This window comes from Roseateles puraquae (assembly GCF_002205845.1).
Taxonomy (GTDB): Bacteria; Pseudomonadota; Gammaproteobacteria; order Burkholderiales; family Burkholderiaceae_C; genus Pelomonas; species Pelomonas puraquae.
Window position 1 is genome coordinate 1 of the sequence record NZ_NISI01000028.1, and the last position, 14527, is coordinate 14527.

The window sequence follows — 14527 nt, forward strand, 5'->3', positions numbered from 1 at the left end:
TTCACCGCCCGCGACGCTCTGATAGGACGCTATTTCTCCGCGCGAACGGCATGCAACCTCATCGTCCGTCGCGGACGGGGTTTTGCAGACCTTCCTTAACCACATTAGCGGCGTCTCCACCACCATGGGGCTGTCCATGCCCAAGCTCATGGCGAGTTGCAATGCCTTCAGGGTGTTGTCTCGGCAATCCGGGTACCCCGAGTAATCCGTCTCGCACATGCCTCCCACAAGTACTTGTAGATCTCGCCGGTATGCCACGGTGGCAGCAAATGTGAAAAAGAGGAGGTTGCGCCCGGGAACAAATGTGTTGGGCAGACCATTGTTGTCAAAGTCAATGGCCCGTTCGCTAGTTAACGCCGTATCGCTGATCGCGCCAAGGACTGACAGATTCAGCAGGTGGTCACTGCCTAGGCGGGCGCCCCACTTTGGGAACTGGCTGCGAAGCTGAGCGATGACTCGGGTGCGGCAAACCAACTCGACAGCATGCCTTTGCCCGTATTCGAACCCAATCGTCTCAACGTAATCGTAGCGATCTAACGCCCAGGCAAGGCATGTCGCCGAATCCTGTCCGCCAGAGAAGAGAACGAGCGCACGTCGGTTCATAGAAGCTCCAGTTCAGGCTGCTCGACGGACGCGCCGTAGCTCGCGTTTTAGGCATCGAACGAGGTGGTTCGAAAGCAAGTCGATATCTGTTGGGGTGTTCTGTATGCCGTTCCAAGGACGCACATCGTCGTCGCTAAGACGCCACTGACCGCTGGTCCAGGCCGTGTGCCCGTTGTCCCGAAGTAGCCGTAGGCCTGGCTCGAATTCCTGCTTGGTCGTTGCACCAAAGTTGCTGTAGAGGTGCTCCATCACGAAGCCCAAAGCGACTAGTCCTGCGCCATGGCGGATTCGCGAGGTACGGGGGCTCATGCCGACCCACTCCGTTCCAAAGACGGCCCTCACGGCTTCGAAGAACTCGTTCAGCAACTGCACTGATCGGTCTTCATAGTCATCAAAACGGATGAACTCCCTTATCGCCCCTTGAGCCGCAGAGTTCATCACGAGTCGCTGCATTGCCGCGTCACTCAGCACGCCAGTTGGGTTGGTGTGCTGGCGGATCTCGCGATAGAAGGCACCGCCGCGCAGGTAGTTCAGTCGGTCGACCACGCGGGCGGAAAACTTCCTATTTGTGAAACGCTCCGGCAATCCCTCAACTTCAGGCAGCAACTCGTAGATCAGTGTTTTTGGAAGTGGACGCGTGTTGTTGATCAGGACGAACTGCTGTCGCAGTTCGTTGTAGTCCTTGCAGACAAGGGCTGAGACGAAGACTTGGAAGCCCGGCTTCTGTAGACCCGCCAGCGCGGATAGCCTCTGCTGGCCATCGACCACAAAACCTGGCTTTTCCGTGTCTGCATGCACGGTGACTTCGACTAGGCCGTCACCCAGTTCGCGAAGCTTCACGCCACCTATGAAGGCGACGATCACGGCATTCGGTAGCAGCGCATCTTCGCGGCCCATGTAGTCACGGATTTCCTTGATGTGGGAGGCAACCTGATGTCGCTGGAATCCCTTAAGTGCGCCTGCCTCGTCGCGCCCCACGCGCTCGATCTCTGCGAACTTCAGAACATCATGAGGGTGTGCGGCAAAGCAGAACACATCGTGATCCGGAGCTTGGCGTGCGCGCACAGCTTTGTACTTAAACGTCGTCATTTCGCGTTCGACAAGGTTCGTTGAACATGTTGGTGATAGACGCCGAGGTTGTGAAAGCCACGGCGCTTGTTTCGATTGCTAGCTCGGAAGATGATCACCTCAACGCCGACTGAGCTACAGACATCGCAGCGGCATCGCTTCCATGGTTGGTCACGCAGCGTTCGAGCAATCTGAACTCGACTCTTTGCAAGTTCTCTTGCACGATCGTCGTCAGTGATCTTGTCGTCTCCAAGGGTTAGAAAACGCTGATAGTCCAGAACTGCGTCCAGAGCGTCTTCTTCTCGAGCCTGGTTCTTGTCGTAAGCGCGCAATGTTTTAAGTGCCAACTGCTCTCGTCGCTGCAGATCCTCAGCGCTGAATATGCCGCGCTTGATACCTTGCACCAGACGGGCGTTTTCTATAGCCTGGGGAATACGAATGGCGGCGTAATAGTCGAGCCCGCCGTGGGGCGACTCAACGTAGTAGTTCCGCTTGGCGTCCTTGAACGCCCGGATCAGCGGTGACGTGGAGTCGAAGCTAGTGATGTCGTGCTGAACGAACTCGTGGATGTGATCCGCTTTTGCGAATCCCAGCAAATGGATGCTTGTGCTGGGCTTAATAGCAGCTCTAACGGCATAAAGCACCTGATGGATCACATCGACTTTCAGTGGAACCAGGCCGCCAATCGCGAGATAGCGGTAGCCCATCTTCTCCAGGCTTTTGGCCGCCTGAGCCATGCTCTGAGGTGACCAGCCCTGCACTGCCCCCATGGGCTCAAATTCGTTCCCTTCGAGCTGAACAAGCCTCAGGAACTCTTCGGCATTCTTTTGGGTGATGCTGTAACGCTCAATCACGTTCGCATCGACTGCTGACGCCGGAGGATTGTCTGTATCGCAGTCGAAGATGATGTGATCTGGGGAAACGCCATGGGTGAAGCCTGCGTCCAGATAGAACTCAACAACCTCTGAAGGCGAGTACGCAGGGCGCTCATGCTCAACGTAGGCGAACGCCCCGCAGTCACCCATGAGCATGGAATCCTTGTATTGAGGACCTTCATATCGCAGGAACTTCCGCGCGCCAATGCGAAGCAGGCGCTGCTCTTCCGACGTTGAATAGCGAACTTTGGACGAGGCCACACCGACTGCCTGTCGAATAGCGCTCATCGAAAGCAGCAGTCCGTCATACGGAGCAGGAGTCATGAGTTCGTGGGCATACAGATCATCCCAGTAGCGCTCGCGGCCGGGTGCGCTCCTGTCGTTTAGAAAGTCGTAGTCGGGATCGACGTAGTCCTGCGTGTCTGAATAGAGAAATTTCATGTCTTGGCGCTGCTCGCATAAGCGCGAACGAGCACGTCCTGCAACTTCTTAATGTCTTTTGGAGTGCTCTGAATCTCGTTCCAAGCCAACCCGAGCGAGTCCCATTGCCCACTCGTCCAGCGGCACACTGGCGCGACTTTCTCAAGCTCAACCTTGACCGCCTTCAAATCTTCGTTGGGCCCCGACATGCGGGCATAGATGCGGTCCATCAGCACGCCCATTGCTTCGATGCCCGCGGAGTGCATCAGTCGGCTGTGTCGCGGATCCTTGCCCCATGCGTCCTTGAACACGTCGCGAACCGCAGTCCAGTACGTCTGCAGGATGCGGTACATGCTCTCAACGTCCGCCGAATCGCGCGGACCACCTTTGTACGGCGCGAGCGCACCCAGTGGGTTGTTGATGCTGTTCTTGATCATGGTGATAACCGCTGAATCCGTCACCACGGCTCCGCTGAAGGAGCCTTTGTCAGACACACGCTTGATCAGTTGATGGAACGGCGATGTCTTATCGCGGTTCAACAGGCTACAGATTTCCGCAGGCAGCTTCCGAAGGCTCAGTTCGCGTGGAAACAGGACGCTGCGGGTTTCCGGCAGCAGCTCGTTGATCAACCTGGGCGGCAAGGGCTTCGCCTTGTTCACCAAAATGAACTGCTCTCGCTGGATCTCCAAACTATCGGATACGAAACCGATGACCGGCACGGGGATCGTCCTGCTTCCGATTTGCGACAGTGCCAGTGACCGTTGTTGACCATCGACGATCCAAGCGACCCGCTCCCCTTCCTTGAACAGGGGGATGGTGAGTGTTCCGGATTGCGCCAGCCCCTGGTCTCCTGTCGGCTTTGTTCCTCGGGACGCCGCGAACTTAACCGCCGGTGACAACGCCAAAATGATCGCGTTAGGAAACAGCACATCGCCCTGGAGCAAGTATTCGGCGATGCCCTTCACATGGCTCCGGATCTCCGGGCGCTGAAAGCCTTTGAGGTTGTCTGCCTGGTCGCGCTCCAGGCGGGTGATATCCGCGACTCGCATGACGTCCGGGCCATTGATGAAGAACGCATAGACATCTAGCCCGTTGCCCTGCAGCGTGTGCAGGGCACGGACGATGATTTCTTCAGAGCTGGATGCCATGATTAGCTTCGTTCCATTTCAGCGCGCACGCTTTGCCATAGGTGCCGGAAGCGAGATTGCTCGCACTTAATTAGTAGTTCGTCTCTGAGGACTCGTAGGAGGCGATCTCCGGCGCCGTTGTTGGCTTTCCAATGACGCTTTAGCAGCGCGCGGACCTCGTCGTCAGTACGCTTCTGTCGCTCCGGAAGAACTCTGAGGGTGTGCCGCGCCATCACCGCCTCAACGGCAGAACGCCCCTCAGAGAGAGTGAGCGCGTTCCCTTGTAGTGCCTGGATGAAGTGACGCAAAGCCCGCTGGGGGAAGTCGTTCCTCGTTCCCGCATAGGCTGTCGTCTCGAGACGTTCGTCGTATGGCAACGCCAGCTTGGCCAGTGCGGCGGGCGCGGCACGCTGCCAAGCCGGTGAAGAAAAGATGCGAAGGCGAGCTCGATCTGACTTTGATAACGCGGCCAGCTCGTCACCTACTAAGCTCAAGTAGGTCGATGGCATAGCCAAGTACACAATTGCCTTCGGCTGACTTCTCAGCAACGAGGCAATCGGTGCAGGCTTGCCTAGACCCTCGTTAAGCGCGGCCCACCAGTGCGACGGAGCGAGCCCGAGTTCTCGCAGAATCGGCAGTACGGTGGAGCCAGTCCCAGACACGGTTAGGTCGTAGGCGGGGACAGGTTCCTGGACCGAAGTCAGCCCAAGTCCTGCTGATACGACATAGAGGGGCGCCTCGAGCGAGTTGGCCACCGACTCTGCCTCACGGAACGATCGGCCACCGTAAAGCGTGCCGGCCACGTAGCGTGGCCCCGCCGCGAGCAGAGCTTTTCGCCAGGTTGCGACCAGCGCGTGTATGGACGAAAAGCTCGCAGAGATATCACTCAGCGCCACGCCGCTAGGGTGGAGTTTCCTACCGGTGCAGCTCGTCACCACAATCGAAACTGCGGTGGTTTTCAAAGGCGCCATTTTGAACGTTGGGAATAACTGCGCCAGCCGCAGGCCGATATTCTACAGTTTTTCGAGCAGATCTGCAGTTGCGTTTACAGTTTTCGGTGCTGCCTTCGGCAGCGCCAGCATCCTCGGTTAAGCGACCCCCCCTCCCCCGCCGCAGACGGACTTGCTCGGCAATCCGCTGCAGGAGCCGGAAGCCTCACCTATCCCCATCAAGGCAACGCGGCGTCTATCTGGTTCGATGCACTCGTGACCGCATCTCGGAAGCGGTCGCATTCCGCTTCTCGGACATCATGCTTTGAATGATCTCGGCCCGGCTCTTCAACTCTTTCAGCAACTGGCTCTGCAGCGCAGAACGCGCCTGTGGATCCACCGCCAAGTAGACGCCGGATCCAAGGTTGTGCACAGAACCTCGAAAGCAAGCTTCAACGGCAAGCCGCCGTTTCGACGCCCTGGAAACTCTAGAAAGTGCAGCGTCAATGCGAAGACGCGCTGCCGCCGCGGGCATGGACAGGCCTGACTCGGCCATCAGGTCATGAAGACGCTTCGCTTGGTTGACATGTTCCTCGGTGTAGCGGGCAGCCTTCCCTGTTCCGTTCGCCGCATCCACTGCCTTCAGAGCGCGCATTTGTTTGAACGCTCTATCTGAGATCCCAACCAATGAGCACAAATCGGACGCAGTCAGGGGTGTTTTCGCTAGGCTGAGCATCGAAGCGGACATGGTGAAGCGGGCAGTAACTTGTATGGTCGCTGTATCCGGAGAGGGTGGGGAGTGAGCCGCCGCTCTCTGGGCAGAGACTGTCGATCGACTTGACGATTCTGCTTGTCGCCACGGATAGCGGACATGGGTGTTAGGGCACTTTTCTGATGACAGGTGTGCGCTTAACGTTGAGCGCATGTCCGTCAAGAAACTTCTCCGACTTCCAAGCGCGCTCGTCAGCGCAAGGCAAGCGCGCGGTCTGCTTCAGAAGCAGGCGGCTGCATCGGTGGGTTTGTGTCAGACGGTGCTCTCCGCCATGGAGACCGGACGCCGTACGCCGGAAAGCTCAGACGTTCTGGCCGGTCTCGCCCAGGTATACGAGCTCAGCGAAGAGCAGACTGACGAGTTGTTGCGCGCTGGCGCGCACGACCAGCTGATGTCATCGCTCCGCGGGTCGCTTCTCGAGTCAGCGGCAGAGCTGATCTCCGAGGCGGCCCTCATTCACGGGCGGCTTTCAGAGGACGAGATTGCCGGCCTCTTGGCCGAACTGCAGCAGCTCAACGAAAGCAAAGAGCGCATCCGCGCCCTGGCACGCCGCGGCCGCCCGACAACCGCTCAATCGCAGGGGAGGCCAGCCATGTAGCGCCCAAGAAAAACGGCGAGCACTCATTGCTGAGCGTCGCCGCTGGAAGCCATAGGCACTAGACCTAAAGCGTGGTGATCGCAGTATTGCGATCCGGCTCCAGCGCGTCAAGACGGACATCGCCCCCGTCGCCCTCAGCACCTCGAACTTGAACGCGCAAGTGCTCACAAGTGAGCACCAAGGAGTCAACTCATGCCTAAGAAGATCCCAGGCCGCGTGATGCCGCGCCCCCTCCTCACCAAGCTCCTCAAAGAGCTTTCGAGTCGGTATACGCCCGCGAAGGTCGTTACGCCTCGTGGCGCCGCTCCCCGCGGCGTCCCCGCCGTTTGGAAATGTGAGGCGCCGCGATACCAAAGCCTCATCGAGGAGGACTGTGCGCGAGTCGCCGACATCGCGAGTTGCATCGCGGCGTTTGAAACCCATCCGGCCAAGCTAGACCTGGGCACCGCCGAGGACCCGCTCGCATACACGCCGGACCTGCTTCTCTGGTCTGGCGACTGGGGAGCGGTCGTCGAGGTCAAACCAGCGGCGAAGCTATCCAGCAGCAGGACTGCCACGCGACTGAAGAAGGTCGCCGATCGGCTTCGCCACCATGGCATCCCTCTTTGCCTGCTGCTGGATACCGACGTCCGAGCAGACGGGCTCCCAAGCCCAACTGCTTCAAAAAGGGGCCGTTCTCCGCGACCAGTTCACGGTCGTACAAGAGATCGGGCACCACCATGGTCAGCCCGCAAGAAAACGCAGGCTCTAGGAGCCCGCCACGCTCCAGGTCGATCAAGACTGAAGTGTCCGAGACCAGGATGATCATGGTGGATCAGGCGAACTGGCCAGACAACCGTCGGTCGAGCTCACGGACGCTGATGTTGAGCAACTCGGCCGCCCGTGCTTCGGATATCGCCCCTTCAGAGACCGCTCGGAGGCACAGCCGCTCCATCCGCTGCGGAACCTCGGGCTGTAGCGTGCAGGGCTCGCTGGACGCTTGGCTGTTCCACCCCATGTCTCTGATCTGGGCCCACAAGCGACCATAGGCTGCTTTGCTCAGGATCCCCAGCTGCGAGCAACGGACGACCAGCGACGCGATGCTGACCTTGAAGAGCTTCTTCAGCTCTGCGAGTTCGCCGATGGATACCGACGTCCGATGCGCGCCCAAGAGCCGAAGGACCATGTCCTTCGCCATGAGGAATGCGCCGGCAAAGCGGTCGGCCGCCTTTTCCTGTTCGGCATCGCTGAGCCCGCTGAACCGCAGGACTAGATGGGCAAGCTCGTGCGCCAGCGTGAACCGCTGTCTCTCCCCGTTATGCCCTTGGTTGACCACGATCACTGGGACGTCTTCCCGCTCAGGACGCTGAACGAAAGCCTTGGATCCAGATACGTTCTCCGGCAAGTCGAGGGCAATGACCTTGACGCCCTTGTCCTCCAAGAGCTCCGCCATGAAGGGGATCGGATCGATGCCCAGCCTCCACAGGCGGCGTAGAGCAGCGGCAGCCTCTTCCGCATCTTCTATGCGATTAATCGCGAAGGCTTCCTCGCCTGGTGCGATCCACACGTGGTCGATGCCCGGCATCAACTCTTCCAGCTCCAGGTACCGCTCGACCTGGTCAAGGATGGATGCTTCCACGGCACGCTCCTCTTTCGCGCCAGCATGTGGCGCCTTGCGGAAATCCACCCCCGTGAGTTCGATCTCACGCTCGCTGAGCAGGTACTCGGGGGAGACCTGCAGCGCTTTTGCGAGTGCCAAGAGGATGGTTGAGCCCGGCATCATTTCGCCGCGCTCGTACTTGCCGATGGCCTGGGCAGAGACCTGCCCCTGAATGGCGGCCTCTAGCTCGCGCAGCGACATCCCGAGAGCTTCTCGCGCCCTCTTCAGTCGGTTTCCGATCATGGTGCTCTCCGCGCTTGTTGGTTTACAGATTGACTAGGCAAATTGTTGTTTGTAAACTTGCCGCCGTCAACTCAACCGGACTGGAGGTCCGTGATGGCTAACCGGAAAAACGTTCACATCGTGCAGCGGGACAACGGCTGGGGCACGCTCCGCGAGGGCGGGCAGCGAGCGACGCAGGTGTTCGATACCCAGGCGGAGGCCATCCGGGCCGGTCGGGACATGGCACGCCAGGGCCAAGGGGAACTCCTGATCCACGGCCAGGACGGCCGCATCCGGGCTCGCGATTCATACGGCAACGACCCGTGCCCGCCGAAGGACCAAGACTGAAGCCAGGTCATCGGCATGCCAACCTTGGAGCGCTCTGGCACGACGATGCAAGGCTGCGCCGCGAGGGCACCTCGCGGTGCCCACGGCCCGTTTTAACTTCGAAGACACCATGTGCAACGCGAAGAATCACCGTTGGAACTGTGGTTGTGGATTTGGAGGCGAGGGTCGCTTGAGGAAGCCTGTCTCGAACATGCCGCCGGTGCCTGATCTATTTGCCGTCCCGCGGATACCGAGGCACTACACGCAGGGGAATGCACGCTGTCCCGTGTGCAGCGCATCGGTGTACTTCTTCACGCTTGAACACAACGGCCGGGTCTACTTCGACGAGATCGGGGCTCCTTGGCCCAAGCATCCCTGCACCGATCGGCACGACAGCCCTGAGGTTTCTTCCTCTGTCGAAGGCGGGTCGACGGATAGGGATGCGCAGGCTCGACCTTGGGAGATCGGCTGGATCCTGCTCAACCAGATTTCGGTGGAGGCAGCGGAGCTAGGCACTTTGAGGCTCTCCGCGCGCATTGCAGAAGAAGGCTTGATCACCTTCGTGCGAGGCGATGCTTTTGGCGAGGTTGAATCGCCAGCAACGTTTCTCCAGGAGTCGTTTGTTCAGACGCGCCCGAGCATCACGGGCCAGTGCGAACTGGTCCTTCTCACGCCCGATCTAAGGCCAATGCGGCTTTTTGGGTTTCCAACAGCGGCGGATGCCGCGGCAAGCCGCAACTCCTAGCCGGCTCGAGCATTGACTCGCCAGCGCGGTCTTCCGCCAGAATCCGCTGCCGCGCGGACGACGGCGCAGGAGATCGCGGATGTCGATGGACTCGTACCAGGCCTTCATCATTCAGCGCCGTAGCGATCTACGTCGCATTGCGCGCCAGACCTGCGGTGAGCACACGGCAGAAGATGTGGAAGTGGAGGCTTGGCTCATCGCTGAGCGGATCTCAACGAAGCGCGGCTTCCCAGTCAACTTCAGCCATCGCGCAGACCAAGAGCAGGTGCTGGCTTGGTTGCACAACGAACTCGTCAAGTATGCTGACAAGCGACTTCGGTATGCCGTCAAGCTGGACAAGGACTGGGATAAGGAAGACGCCGACTCCGCGGTTCACGCGATGGCGAGGTTGCTGACAGCGCCGGAAACGTTTGACCCGGCCATCTCGCTACTTCGGCGGGAAGACGAGCCGGACCCTCTTGCCTTGACACAGCACAGCTATTCGCAGGCATCTGCCTACGTCATCCTGCTATGCCGCTTCGAGTGGGACGCTGAAGAACTGGCGTTGCATCTAAGAATCGTTGTTCACACCTTGATGGCTCGGCTGCGCTGGTTCGGTGCGTGGACTCGCTGGCAGGCGAGCCTGTTCGACGGTCTACAGACGATCGCGCTGGACTTTGAGCCGACCAAGGCCCGAGAGTTCGCTCATCGTGTTGCCGAGCCCGTCAGGCCGGAGTCTCAAGTCGCATGGCAATTTGCTGCTCAGCCCGTTGATGGTTGCTGAATCAACGCCGAAGGCGATCGCATGCGCGCGAACTTAGCGAACATAGCGAAATTCGTTGTGCGACAAGGACTTAGCCAGCGCCAACGAATGCGAACTAATTTGGCTCTCGAGGTCGCACGAACCGGTACACGGTTGGCCTTCATCGACGCGCCCGTGCTGGGTCAGCCCTTCGCCGACGAAGCGCAATCGGCTCTGTCTGCCATGGTGCTCGGCCGGCAGGTGAAAGCGCAGATTCGTGGGAGGGCCCAAGACGGAATTGATGAGGTCGAGGTGGTCGAGCAGCACGGCCATGTCGTGAACGTTGAGCTGGTTCGCCGTGGGCTGGCTTGGCGAGACTACTTCGATGCACAGGCCCAACCGGACCGCGAGCAGTACCAGGCCGCCCTGCTAGAAGCCCAGCGGGCGCGGCAGGGCCTGTGGTTACAGGATCGCGTGGAGGCACCTCGGGACTTTCGGGCGCGCATCGAGCAGTACACGCGCTGGTGGCTTCTCGCAGCTACCGGTCTGGCTGGATTGACCTTGCTTGGGCTTGTCTTCTCCATCTATGACAAGCAGATTGCGGCCTGGATCGAACGGCAGGATCAGATCACCAAGGAATCGGCTGAGGCCTACCACCGGGCGCGCATGAAGGCTGAGGCAGAGCAAGCAAAGCGGGACCGGACGCGGGAGATCGCCAATAGGGAAATGGACAGACTGGCTGCCGAGCGCCGGCGTCGAGAGCTCGCGTAGCGCCCGCCTACCTCTCCGTTCGGGCGCTGTGGTCAGGCTCTCACCGACCTGAGGCCATGTTCGGTTCAGGGCATCCAAGCCAACGTCCACGGACTTGCGCCGGGCCGGGCCGCGTGAACCAGGACGACAGCAGGCGGTCTACTCAAAAGGTGACCATTTACGGGGCGGCGCCCGTTAGGTGACCATTTACGGGGTGGGGCCGTTGTGCGCCGTCCTTATCGGCGATGAATCGGTACCTCTAGCGCACTCAGCTTTGCTGGGTCGCCCCGTAAACGGTCACCTCAGAGCGCCTTTCGCCCCGTAGATTGTCACCTTGGACCGTTGGTCACCCTGTAAATGGTCACCTTTGACGCTCACGGCTGATTCCCCGAACCTCGTGGGCCATCACCGCATGGCATCCGGTTAGGAGTTCCCCGAGGGAGTTACTTCAGGCGAATGCCAGTCGCTGCATGTTGCCGCCGCTGAACGAGCAGACCTTGCAGTCCGCAGAGCACCAGTGGCCTCACGTGCCGCCGCGGCGAAGCGCATCCGCTTGATACTTGGAAGTAGGCTTCCAGGGTCCTTCGGGACGTGGATCCAAAAGAACACGGCGCTCCGGAACTTTGGCTTTAGCGAGGGAGGTTCGCACGCGTTAGCCAACTTCAATCTCCACTGCGTTCTCGTGCCTGACCACCAAGGCGGGGGCTTTGACCCTTTCTGGCGATTCCAAAGCGCCGACACAAACTCCTCCGTTCCGTCGAAGGTCACCTTCTTGGCATTGCGCCCGGTCATCCTGGCTGCGGTGCGTCAAGGCTGGCTGGACTCCCGCCAACCCAGCCTATACAGCCAATCGCCTGCCCTTAAAGTAGTAATGTGAGGAGGTCTCCACGGCAAACGGGAGAACCAACTCACCGACAACACTTTGCCGCCGTGGTCCATCCAGACGTCTAGCAAAGTAGAAACGTCGGGATCGTCTGGCAGGCGAAGGGCATTGACGGCCAGCACCATGCTGCATCCTGCTTCATCCAACTCCCAGCAGGCTGGGCAATCGGGTCGAGCGGTCCGATATGTGCCCGCCGATCTGACGCGAGGAGCGAGCGATGAAACTGCCCACTGCGCGACAGCAAGGCGGTAGGAGAGCCTCGTTTGGGACATAAGCTTGCTTCCTTGTCGTACCAAACTATCGGATGCGGCTGCATTAGCGCAATAGGCGGCGTGTTGTCTCGTAGGCCTCCTGCAGCGCGGCGCTCGCAGCGCAAGTGCTCTACAAGAACCTTCGGTCGCACGTCGTTGACTTCATCGGTCGTTAATCTTGAGCGCACGAACTGGGAAGTAGATGGACCCAGCGCGTTGGCCGCTCAACCAAGCGTACGACAAGTCGGATATGAATCCGTGACGGATCAATGGCTTCGATAACATCGCAACACACGACGTCAGAGACGTCTCGATACTCGCCGTATCAATGTCGACGCCGCTCCGACCTGCTCCTCATTGGAGCGCGTCTGGCAGGTCAGCTAAATCGAAAAGGAGTCAACACGGTGGCCAAATCTCTTTCCAGCATCATGTCGCAGATTGAACGGCTCCAGAAGCAAGCTGCGGCTATTCAGAACGAGGTAATCACCCGCATCCGCAAGGACATCGCCAAGTACGGTCTGACTGCAGAGCAACTATTTGGCTCGGTGACCAGCAGAACCGCCGCGACGAAGGCGGTGACCAAGCAGGCCAAGCCCACGAAAGCACCCAAGTACGGCGACGGAGCGGGAAACACGTGGGGTGGCATGGGCAAGCGTCCGGCATGGATACACGAGGCACTCGCAGCTGGTAAGTCGCTAGAAGACTTTCTCATCGCGAAGCCGGCAGCGACAAAAGCTTCCGCGACGAAGTCTGCGAAGGCTCCCGTCAAGCGCAACACGGGCTCGAAAGCTAATCCAACGGCAAAGAAGCGGCCGGCGGCGAAGGCCGCTGGCAAGCGTGCCCCGCGCGCCAAGGCGGATGGCGCTTCTGAAGCTGCTTGACGCCACAGCGGCGATCCACCGTCCTCACCGGTGTCCGACGGCGGCTGCTCCCCCGGCTAGGGCGCTACGCCGTCGGGGGTCGCTGACCTTGTGCTTCGTGGCCACCTCGGCCACCGCGGTGCGGTCTGCCTCGCGCAGGATCGCGACCGTCCGCTATTCCGTGAATTGACTTCTATTCATGGGCTCCTCGGGGATGGAGCCATGGTTTCTGAGAATCAGTGTCTCGGAGAAGCCGGGCAGGTCAGACTGCCGACGGCCTATGTGACGAATCTTTCGGCCGATCGGAAAGCTCTGAAGATGCCTAAATCGACATGCGGATAATCCAAGGATGCCAACCTACGCAGACCTAAACATGGCTCCGCCCAAGTCCTGGGATGAGTTCGAGGACATCGTCTGTTCCGCTGCTAAGAACAGGTGGCGCAATGCCGACTTCGCACGACATGGACGACAAGGTCAACGGCAGGACGGCGTCGACGTGTTCGGGAACGATGATCAAGGGCGACTCGTGGGACTTCAGTGCAAGAACACTGTGTCTGGACTGTCTAGGGAGGTGGTTCTTGACGAGGTGGGGAAGGCGGAGTCGTTTAAGCCGGACCTCGCTCACCTCTACGTGGTGACAACAGGACCTACCGATAAGCCTCTACAGGAGTTCGTCCGCGAGCTGTCACAGACCCGTGCACAAGGCTCCAAGTTCAAGGTCTCCGTGCTCTTTTGGAACGATGTGTGGCAAGACCTGACTCTAGACGAGTCCCGACTGTTTCAACATTACCCGCAGCTCAAGCCTGCGACTGCAGCGAACGAGCCAACGCACGATCAACGCCTTTACGAAGAGCTGAAGGCTCTTCTGGCTTTCGATCCTACGGTTCGCCTGTTCCGTGATCACGACTTCCGCGGCCCCTTCTCGAGAGCAGCGATCCGGCCGTTGTTCGAGTTCTACGACACCTGGGACTCGCCCGAGAGGGAGTTCATGGATCCAGAGCTCCAAGAAGGGCTTGCCAAACTGTACGCGATCGGGGGGCGCTTGGCAGAAGGCCTTGCGATGAGAACCGTACCGGTGGGGAATGGTGACTTCGCGTCGGTGTTTTCTGACAACCAGCGAGCGCGGGGACCGCGCCCACCTGAAGTGATCGAAGACGCACGCGTGCTCAACGAAGAGGCGCGGGAGTTCGTGCCGGTCTACGAGCGGTTCATGCGGCGGTGCCGAGAAAAGCTCGTGCGCTAACGCCCCTTCACGGCGCATCCGGCTGTGGCATGAGCGTCGGCAAAGGGGCCCCGGCGCCAGGCCAGGGCTGAGTTCGTCGCTTCCGCGAGGCGTCTGCTCACGGACGATTAGATTGGTTTGACGGGCATCGGGCGGCACAGCGCCCATGTCGTTGCTGCGAACTTGCGAATTATGCGAACTTAGTTGCGCGACAAGGACTCACCGCGCCCGGCCGTGCCCGCTAGAACAAAGCCAGCCGAGCCGGTCGCGTACCTGACCCAGGCTATCGCTGCATCGATGTGATCCGCTCGGATGAGCCACGGCCGATCAGTCAGCGCAAAGGCCATCGCAAGCCGCAACAGCATCGGCACTCTTCTCTCCAGCAAACTGTCGATCAGCGGGCTCCTCAGTTCCTGCTTTGTAAGCGTCCAGCCAAGGCATGTTGATCCGCTGAGGCAGCCCTAGGATGCTCGTATCCATCAACGACTTGATGGATACGTACGCACTATGGACCA

Annotated in this window: 16 protein-coding genes; 7 read left to right on the top strand and 9 right to left on the bottom strand. The window is 59.7% G+C overall.

From position 1 onward, the window contains the following. The 6 genes from queC to CDO81_RS27935 all read right to left on the bottom strand — a co-directional run. The coding region (queC, locus tag CDO81_RS27115) for a 7-cyano-7-deazaguanine synthase QueC (protein WP_144397441.1) at positions 1-603 on the bottom strand (603 nt) is incomplete at its 3' end. Between the two features lie 12 nt (positions 604-615). Then, positions 616-1692, bottom strand: a complete 1077-nt coding sequence (dbpB, locus tag CDO81_RS27120; protein WP_088486390.1) for a DGQHR domain-containing protein DpdB — start codon at positions 1690-1692, stop codon at positions 616-618. Continuing rightward, the gene (dpdA, locus tag CDO81_RS27125; RefSeq protein ID WP_088486391.1) at positions 1689-2987 is read right to left on the bottom strand and encodes a tRNA-guanine transglycosylase DpdA; all 1299 of its coding nucleotides are present in this window, start codon (positions 2985-2987) and stop codon (positions 1689-1691) included. The genes dbpB (CDO81_RS27120) and dpdA overlap by 4 nt, the downstream gene beginning before the upstream one ends. After that, positions 2984-4114, bottom strand: coding sequence for a DGQHR domain-containing protein DpdB (dbpB, locus tag CDO81_RS27130; RefSeq protein WP_088486392.1), 1131 nt, complete (start codon positions 4112-4114; stop codon positions 2984-2986). The genes dpdA and dbpB (CDO81_RS27130) overlap by 4 nt, the downstream gene beginning before the upstream one ends. Positions 4115-4116: 2 nt before the next feature. After that, the gene (locus tag CDO81_RS28320) at positions 4117-5055 is read right to left on the bottom strand and encodes a hypothetical protein (RefSeq protein WP_158218453.1); all 939 of its coding nucleotides are present in this window, start codon (positions 5053-5055) and stop codon (positions 4117-4119) included. A 223-nt stretch (positions 5056-5278) separates the two neighbouring features. Continuing rightward, positions 5279-5677, bottom strand: coding sequence for a hypothetical protein (locus CDO81_RS27935; RefSeq protein ID WP_144397442.1), 399 nt, complete (start codon positions 5675-5677; stop codon positions 5279-5281). A 268-nt stretch (positions 5678-5945) separates the two neighbouring features. On the opposite strand from CDO81_RS27935, the gene CDO81_RS27135 reads away from it, so the two are divergent. Then, positions 5946-6392, top strand: a complete 447-nt coding sequence (locus CDO81_RS27135; protein ID WP_088486393.1) for a helix-turn-helix domain-containing protein — start codon at positions 5946-5948, stop codon at positions 6390-6392. 517 nt (positions 6393-6909) lie between these two features. Here the strand turns inward: CDO81_RS27135 and CDO81_RS27940 are convergent. Both CDO81_RS27940 and CDO81_RS27140 read right to left on the bottom strand, forming a co-directional pair. Next, on the bottom strand, positions 6910-7200 hold the full coding sequence (locus CDO81_RS27940; protein WP_144397443.1) for a PIN domain-containing protein: 291 nt from the start codon (positions 7198-7200) through the stop codon (positions 6910-6912). 6 nt (positions 7201-7206) lie between these two features. Continuing rightward, on the bottom strand, positions 7207-8274 hold the full coding sequence (locus CDO81_RS27140) for a helix-turn-helix domain-containing protein (RefSeq protein ID WP_088486394.1): 1068 nt from the start codon (positions 8272-8274) through the stop codon (positions 7207-7209). 93 nt (positions 8275-8367) lie between these two features. Between CDO81_RS27140 and CDO81_RS27145 the strand changes: the two genes are divergently transcribed. The 6 genes from CDO81_RS27145 to CDO81_RS27170 all read left to right on the top strand — a co-directional run bounded on the left by CDO81_RS27145 (position 8368) and on the right by CDO81_RS27170 (position 14033). Beyond that, the gene (locus tag CDO81_RS27145; RefSeq protein ID WP_088486395.1) at positions 8368-8601 is read left to right on the top strand and encodes a DUF2188 domain-containing protein; all 234 of its coding nucleotides are present in this window, start codon (positions 8368-8370) and stop codon (positions 8599-8601) included. Between the two features lie 280 nt (positions 8602-8881). Beyond that, entirely contained in the window at positions 8882-9325 is a 444-nt protein-coding gene (locus tag CDO81_RS27150; RefSeq protein WP_088486396.1) for a hypothetical protein, read from the top strand. 79 nt (positions 9326-9404) lie between these two features. Continuing rightward, a complete protein-coding gene (locus CDO81_RS27155) occupies positions 9405-10088 on the top strand; it encodes a hypothetical protein (RefSeq protein WP_088486397.1) in 684 nt (227 codons plus the stop codon). A 132-nt stretch (positions 10089-10220) separates the two neighbouring features. After that, on the top strand, positions 10221-10817 hold the full coding sequence (locus CDO81_RS27160) for a thermonuclease family protein (protein ID WP_158218454.1): 597 nt from the start codon (positions 10221-10223) through the stop codon (positions 10815-10817). 1517 nt (positions 10818-12334) lie between these two features. After that, positions 12335-12811, top strand: a complete 477-nt coding sequence (locus tag CDO81_RS27165; protein ID WP_241517193.1) for an H-NS histone family protein — start codon at positions 12335-12337, stop codon at positions 12809-12811. A gap of 328 nt (positions 12812-13139) precedes the next feature. Then, positions 13140-14033: a hypothetical protein gene (locus tag CDO81_RS27170; protein WP_088486400.1), complete on the top strand. Its 894-nt coding sequence runs from the start codon at positions 13140-13142 to the stop codon at positions 14031-14033. A gap of 306 nt (positions 14034-14339) precedes the next feature. Here the strand turns inward: CDO81_RS27170 and CDO81_RS28565 are convergent. Next, a partial coding sequence (locus CDO81_RS28565; protein ID WP_206602187.1) for a hypothetical protein occupies positions 14340-14527 on the bottom strand: 188 nt, incomplete at its 5' end.

Bases quoted from the DNA above. Each gene is read 5' to 3' on its own strand.
- CDO81_RS27145 (WP_088486395.1), top strand. From the start codon at position 8,368: ATGGCTAACCGGAAAAACGTTCACATCGTGCAGCGGGACAACGGCTGG.
- CDO81_RS27935 (WP_144397442.1), bottom strand. From the start codon at position 5,677: ATGCGCGCTCTGAAGGCAGTGGATGCGGCGAACGGAACAGGGAAGGCT.
- dbpB (WP_088486390.1), bottom strand. From the start codon at position 1,692: ATGACGACGTTTAAGTACAAAGCTGTGCGCGCACGCCAAGCTCCGGAT.
- CDO81_RS27135 (WP_088486393.1), top strand. From the start codon at position 5,946: ATGTCCGTCAAGAAACTTCTCCGACTTCCAAGCGCGCTCGTCAGCGCA.
- dpdA (WP_088486391.1), bottom strand. From the start codon at position 2,987: ATGAAATTTCTCTATTCAGACACGCAGGACTACGTCGATCCCGACTAC.
- CDO81_RS27155 (WP_088486397.1), top strand. From the start codon at position 9,405: ATGTCGATGGACTCGTACCAGGCCTTCATCATTCAGCGCCGTAGCGAT.
- CDO81_RS27170 (WP_088486400.1), top strand. From the start codon at position 13,140: ATGCCAACCTACGCAGACCTAAACATGGCTCCGCCCAAGTCCTGGGAT.
- CDO81_RS27140 (WP_088486394.1), bottom strand. From the start codon at position 8,274: ATGATCGGAAACCGACTGAAGAGGGCGCGAGAAGCTCTCGGGATGTCG.
- dbpB (WP_088486392.1), bottom strand. From the start codon at position 4,114: ATGGCATCCAGCTCTGAAGAAATCATCGTCCGTGCCCTGCACACGCTG.
- CDO81_RS27940 (WP_144397443.1), bottom strand. From the start codon at position 7,200: ATGATCATCCTGGTCTCGGACACTTCAGTCTTGATCGACCTGGAGCGT.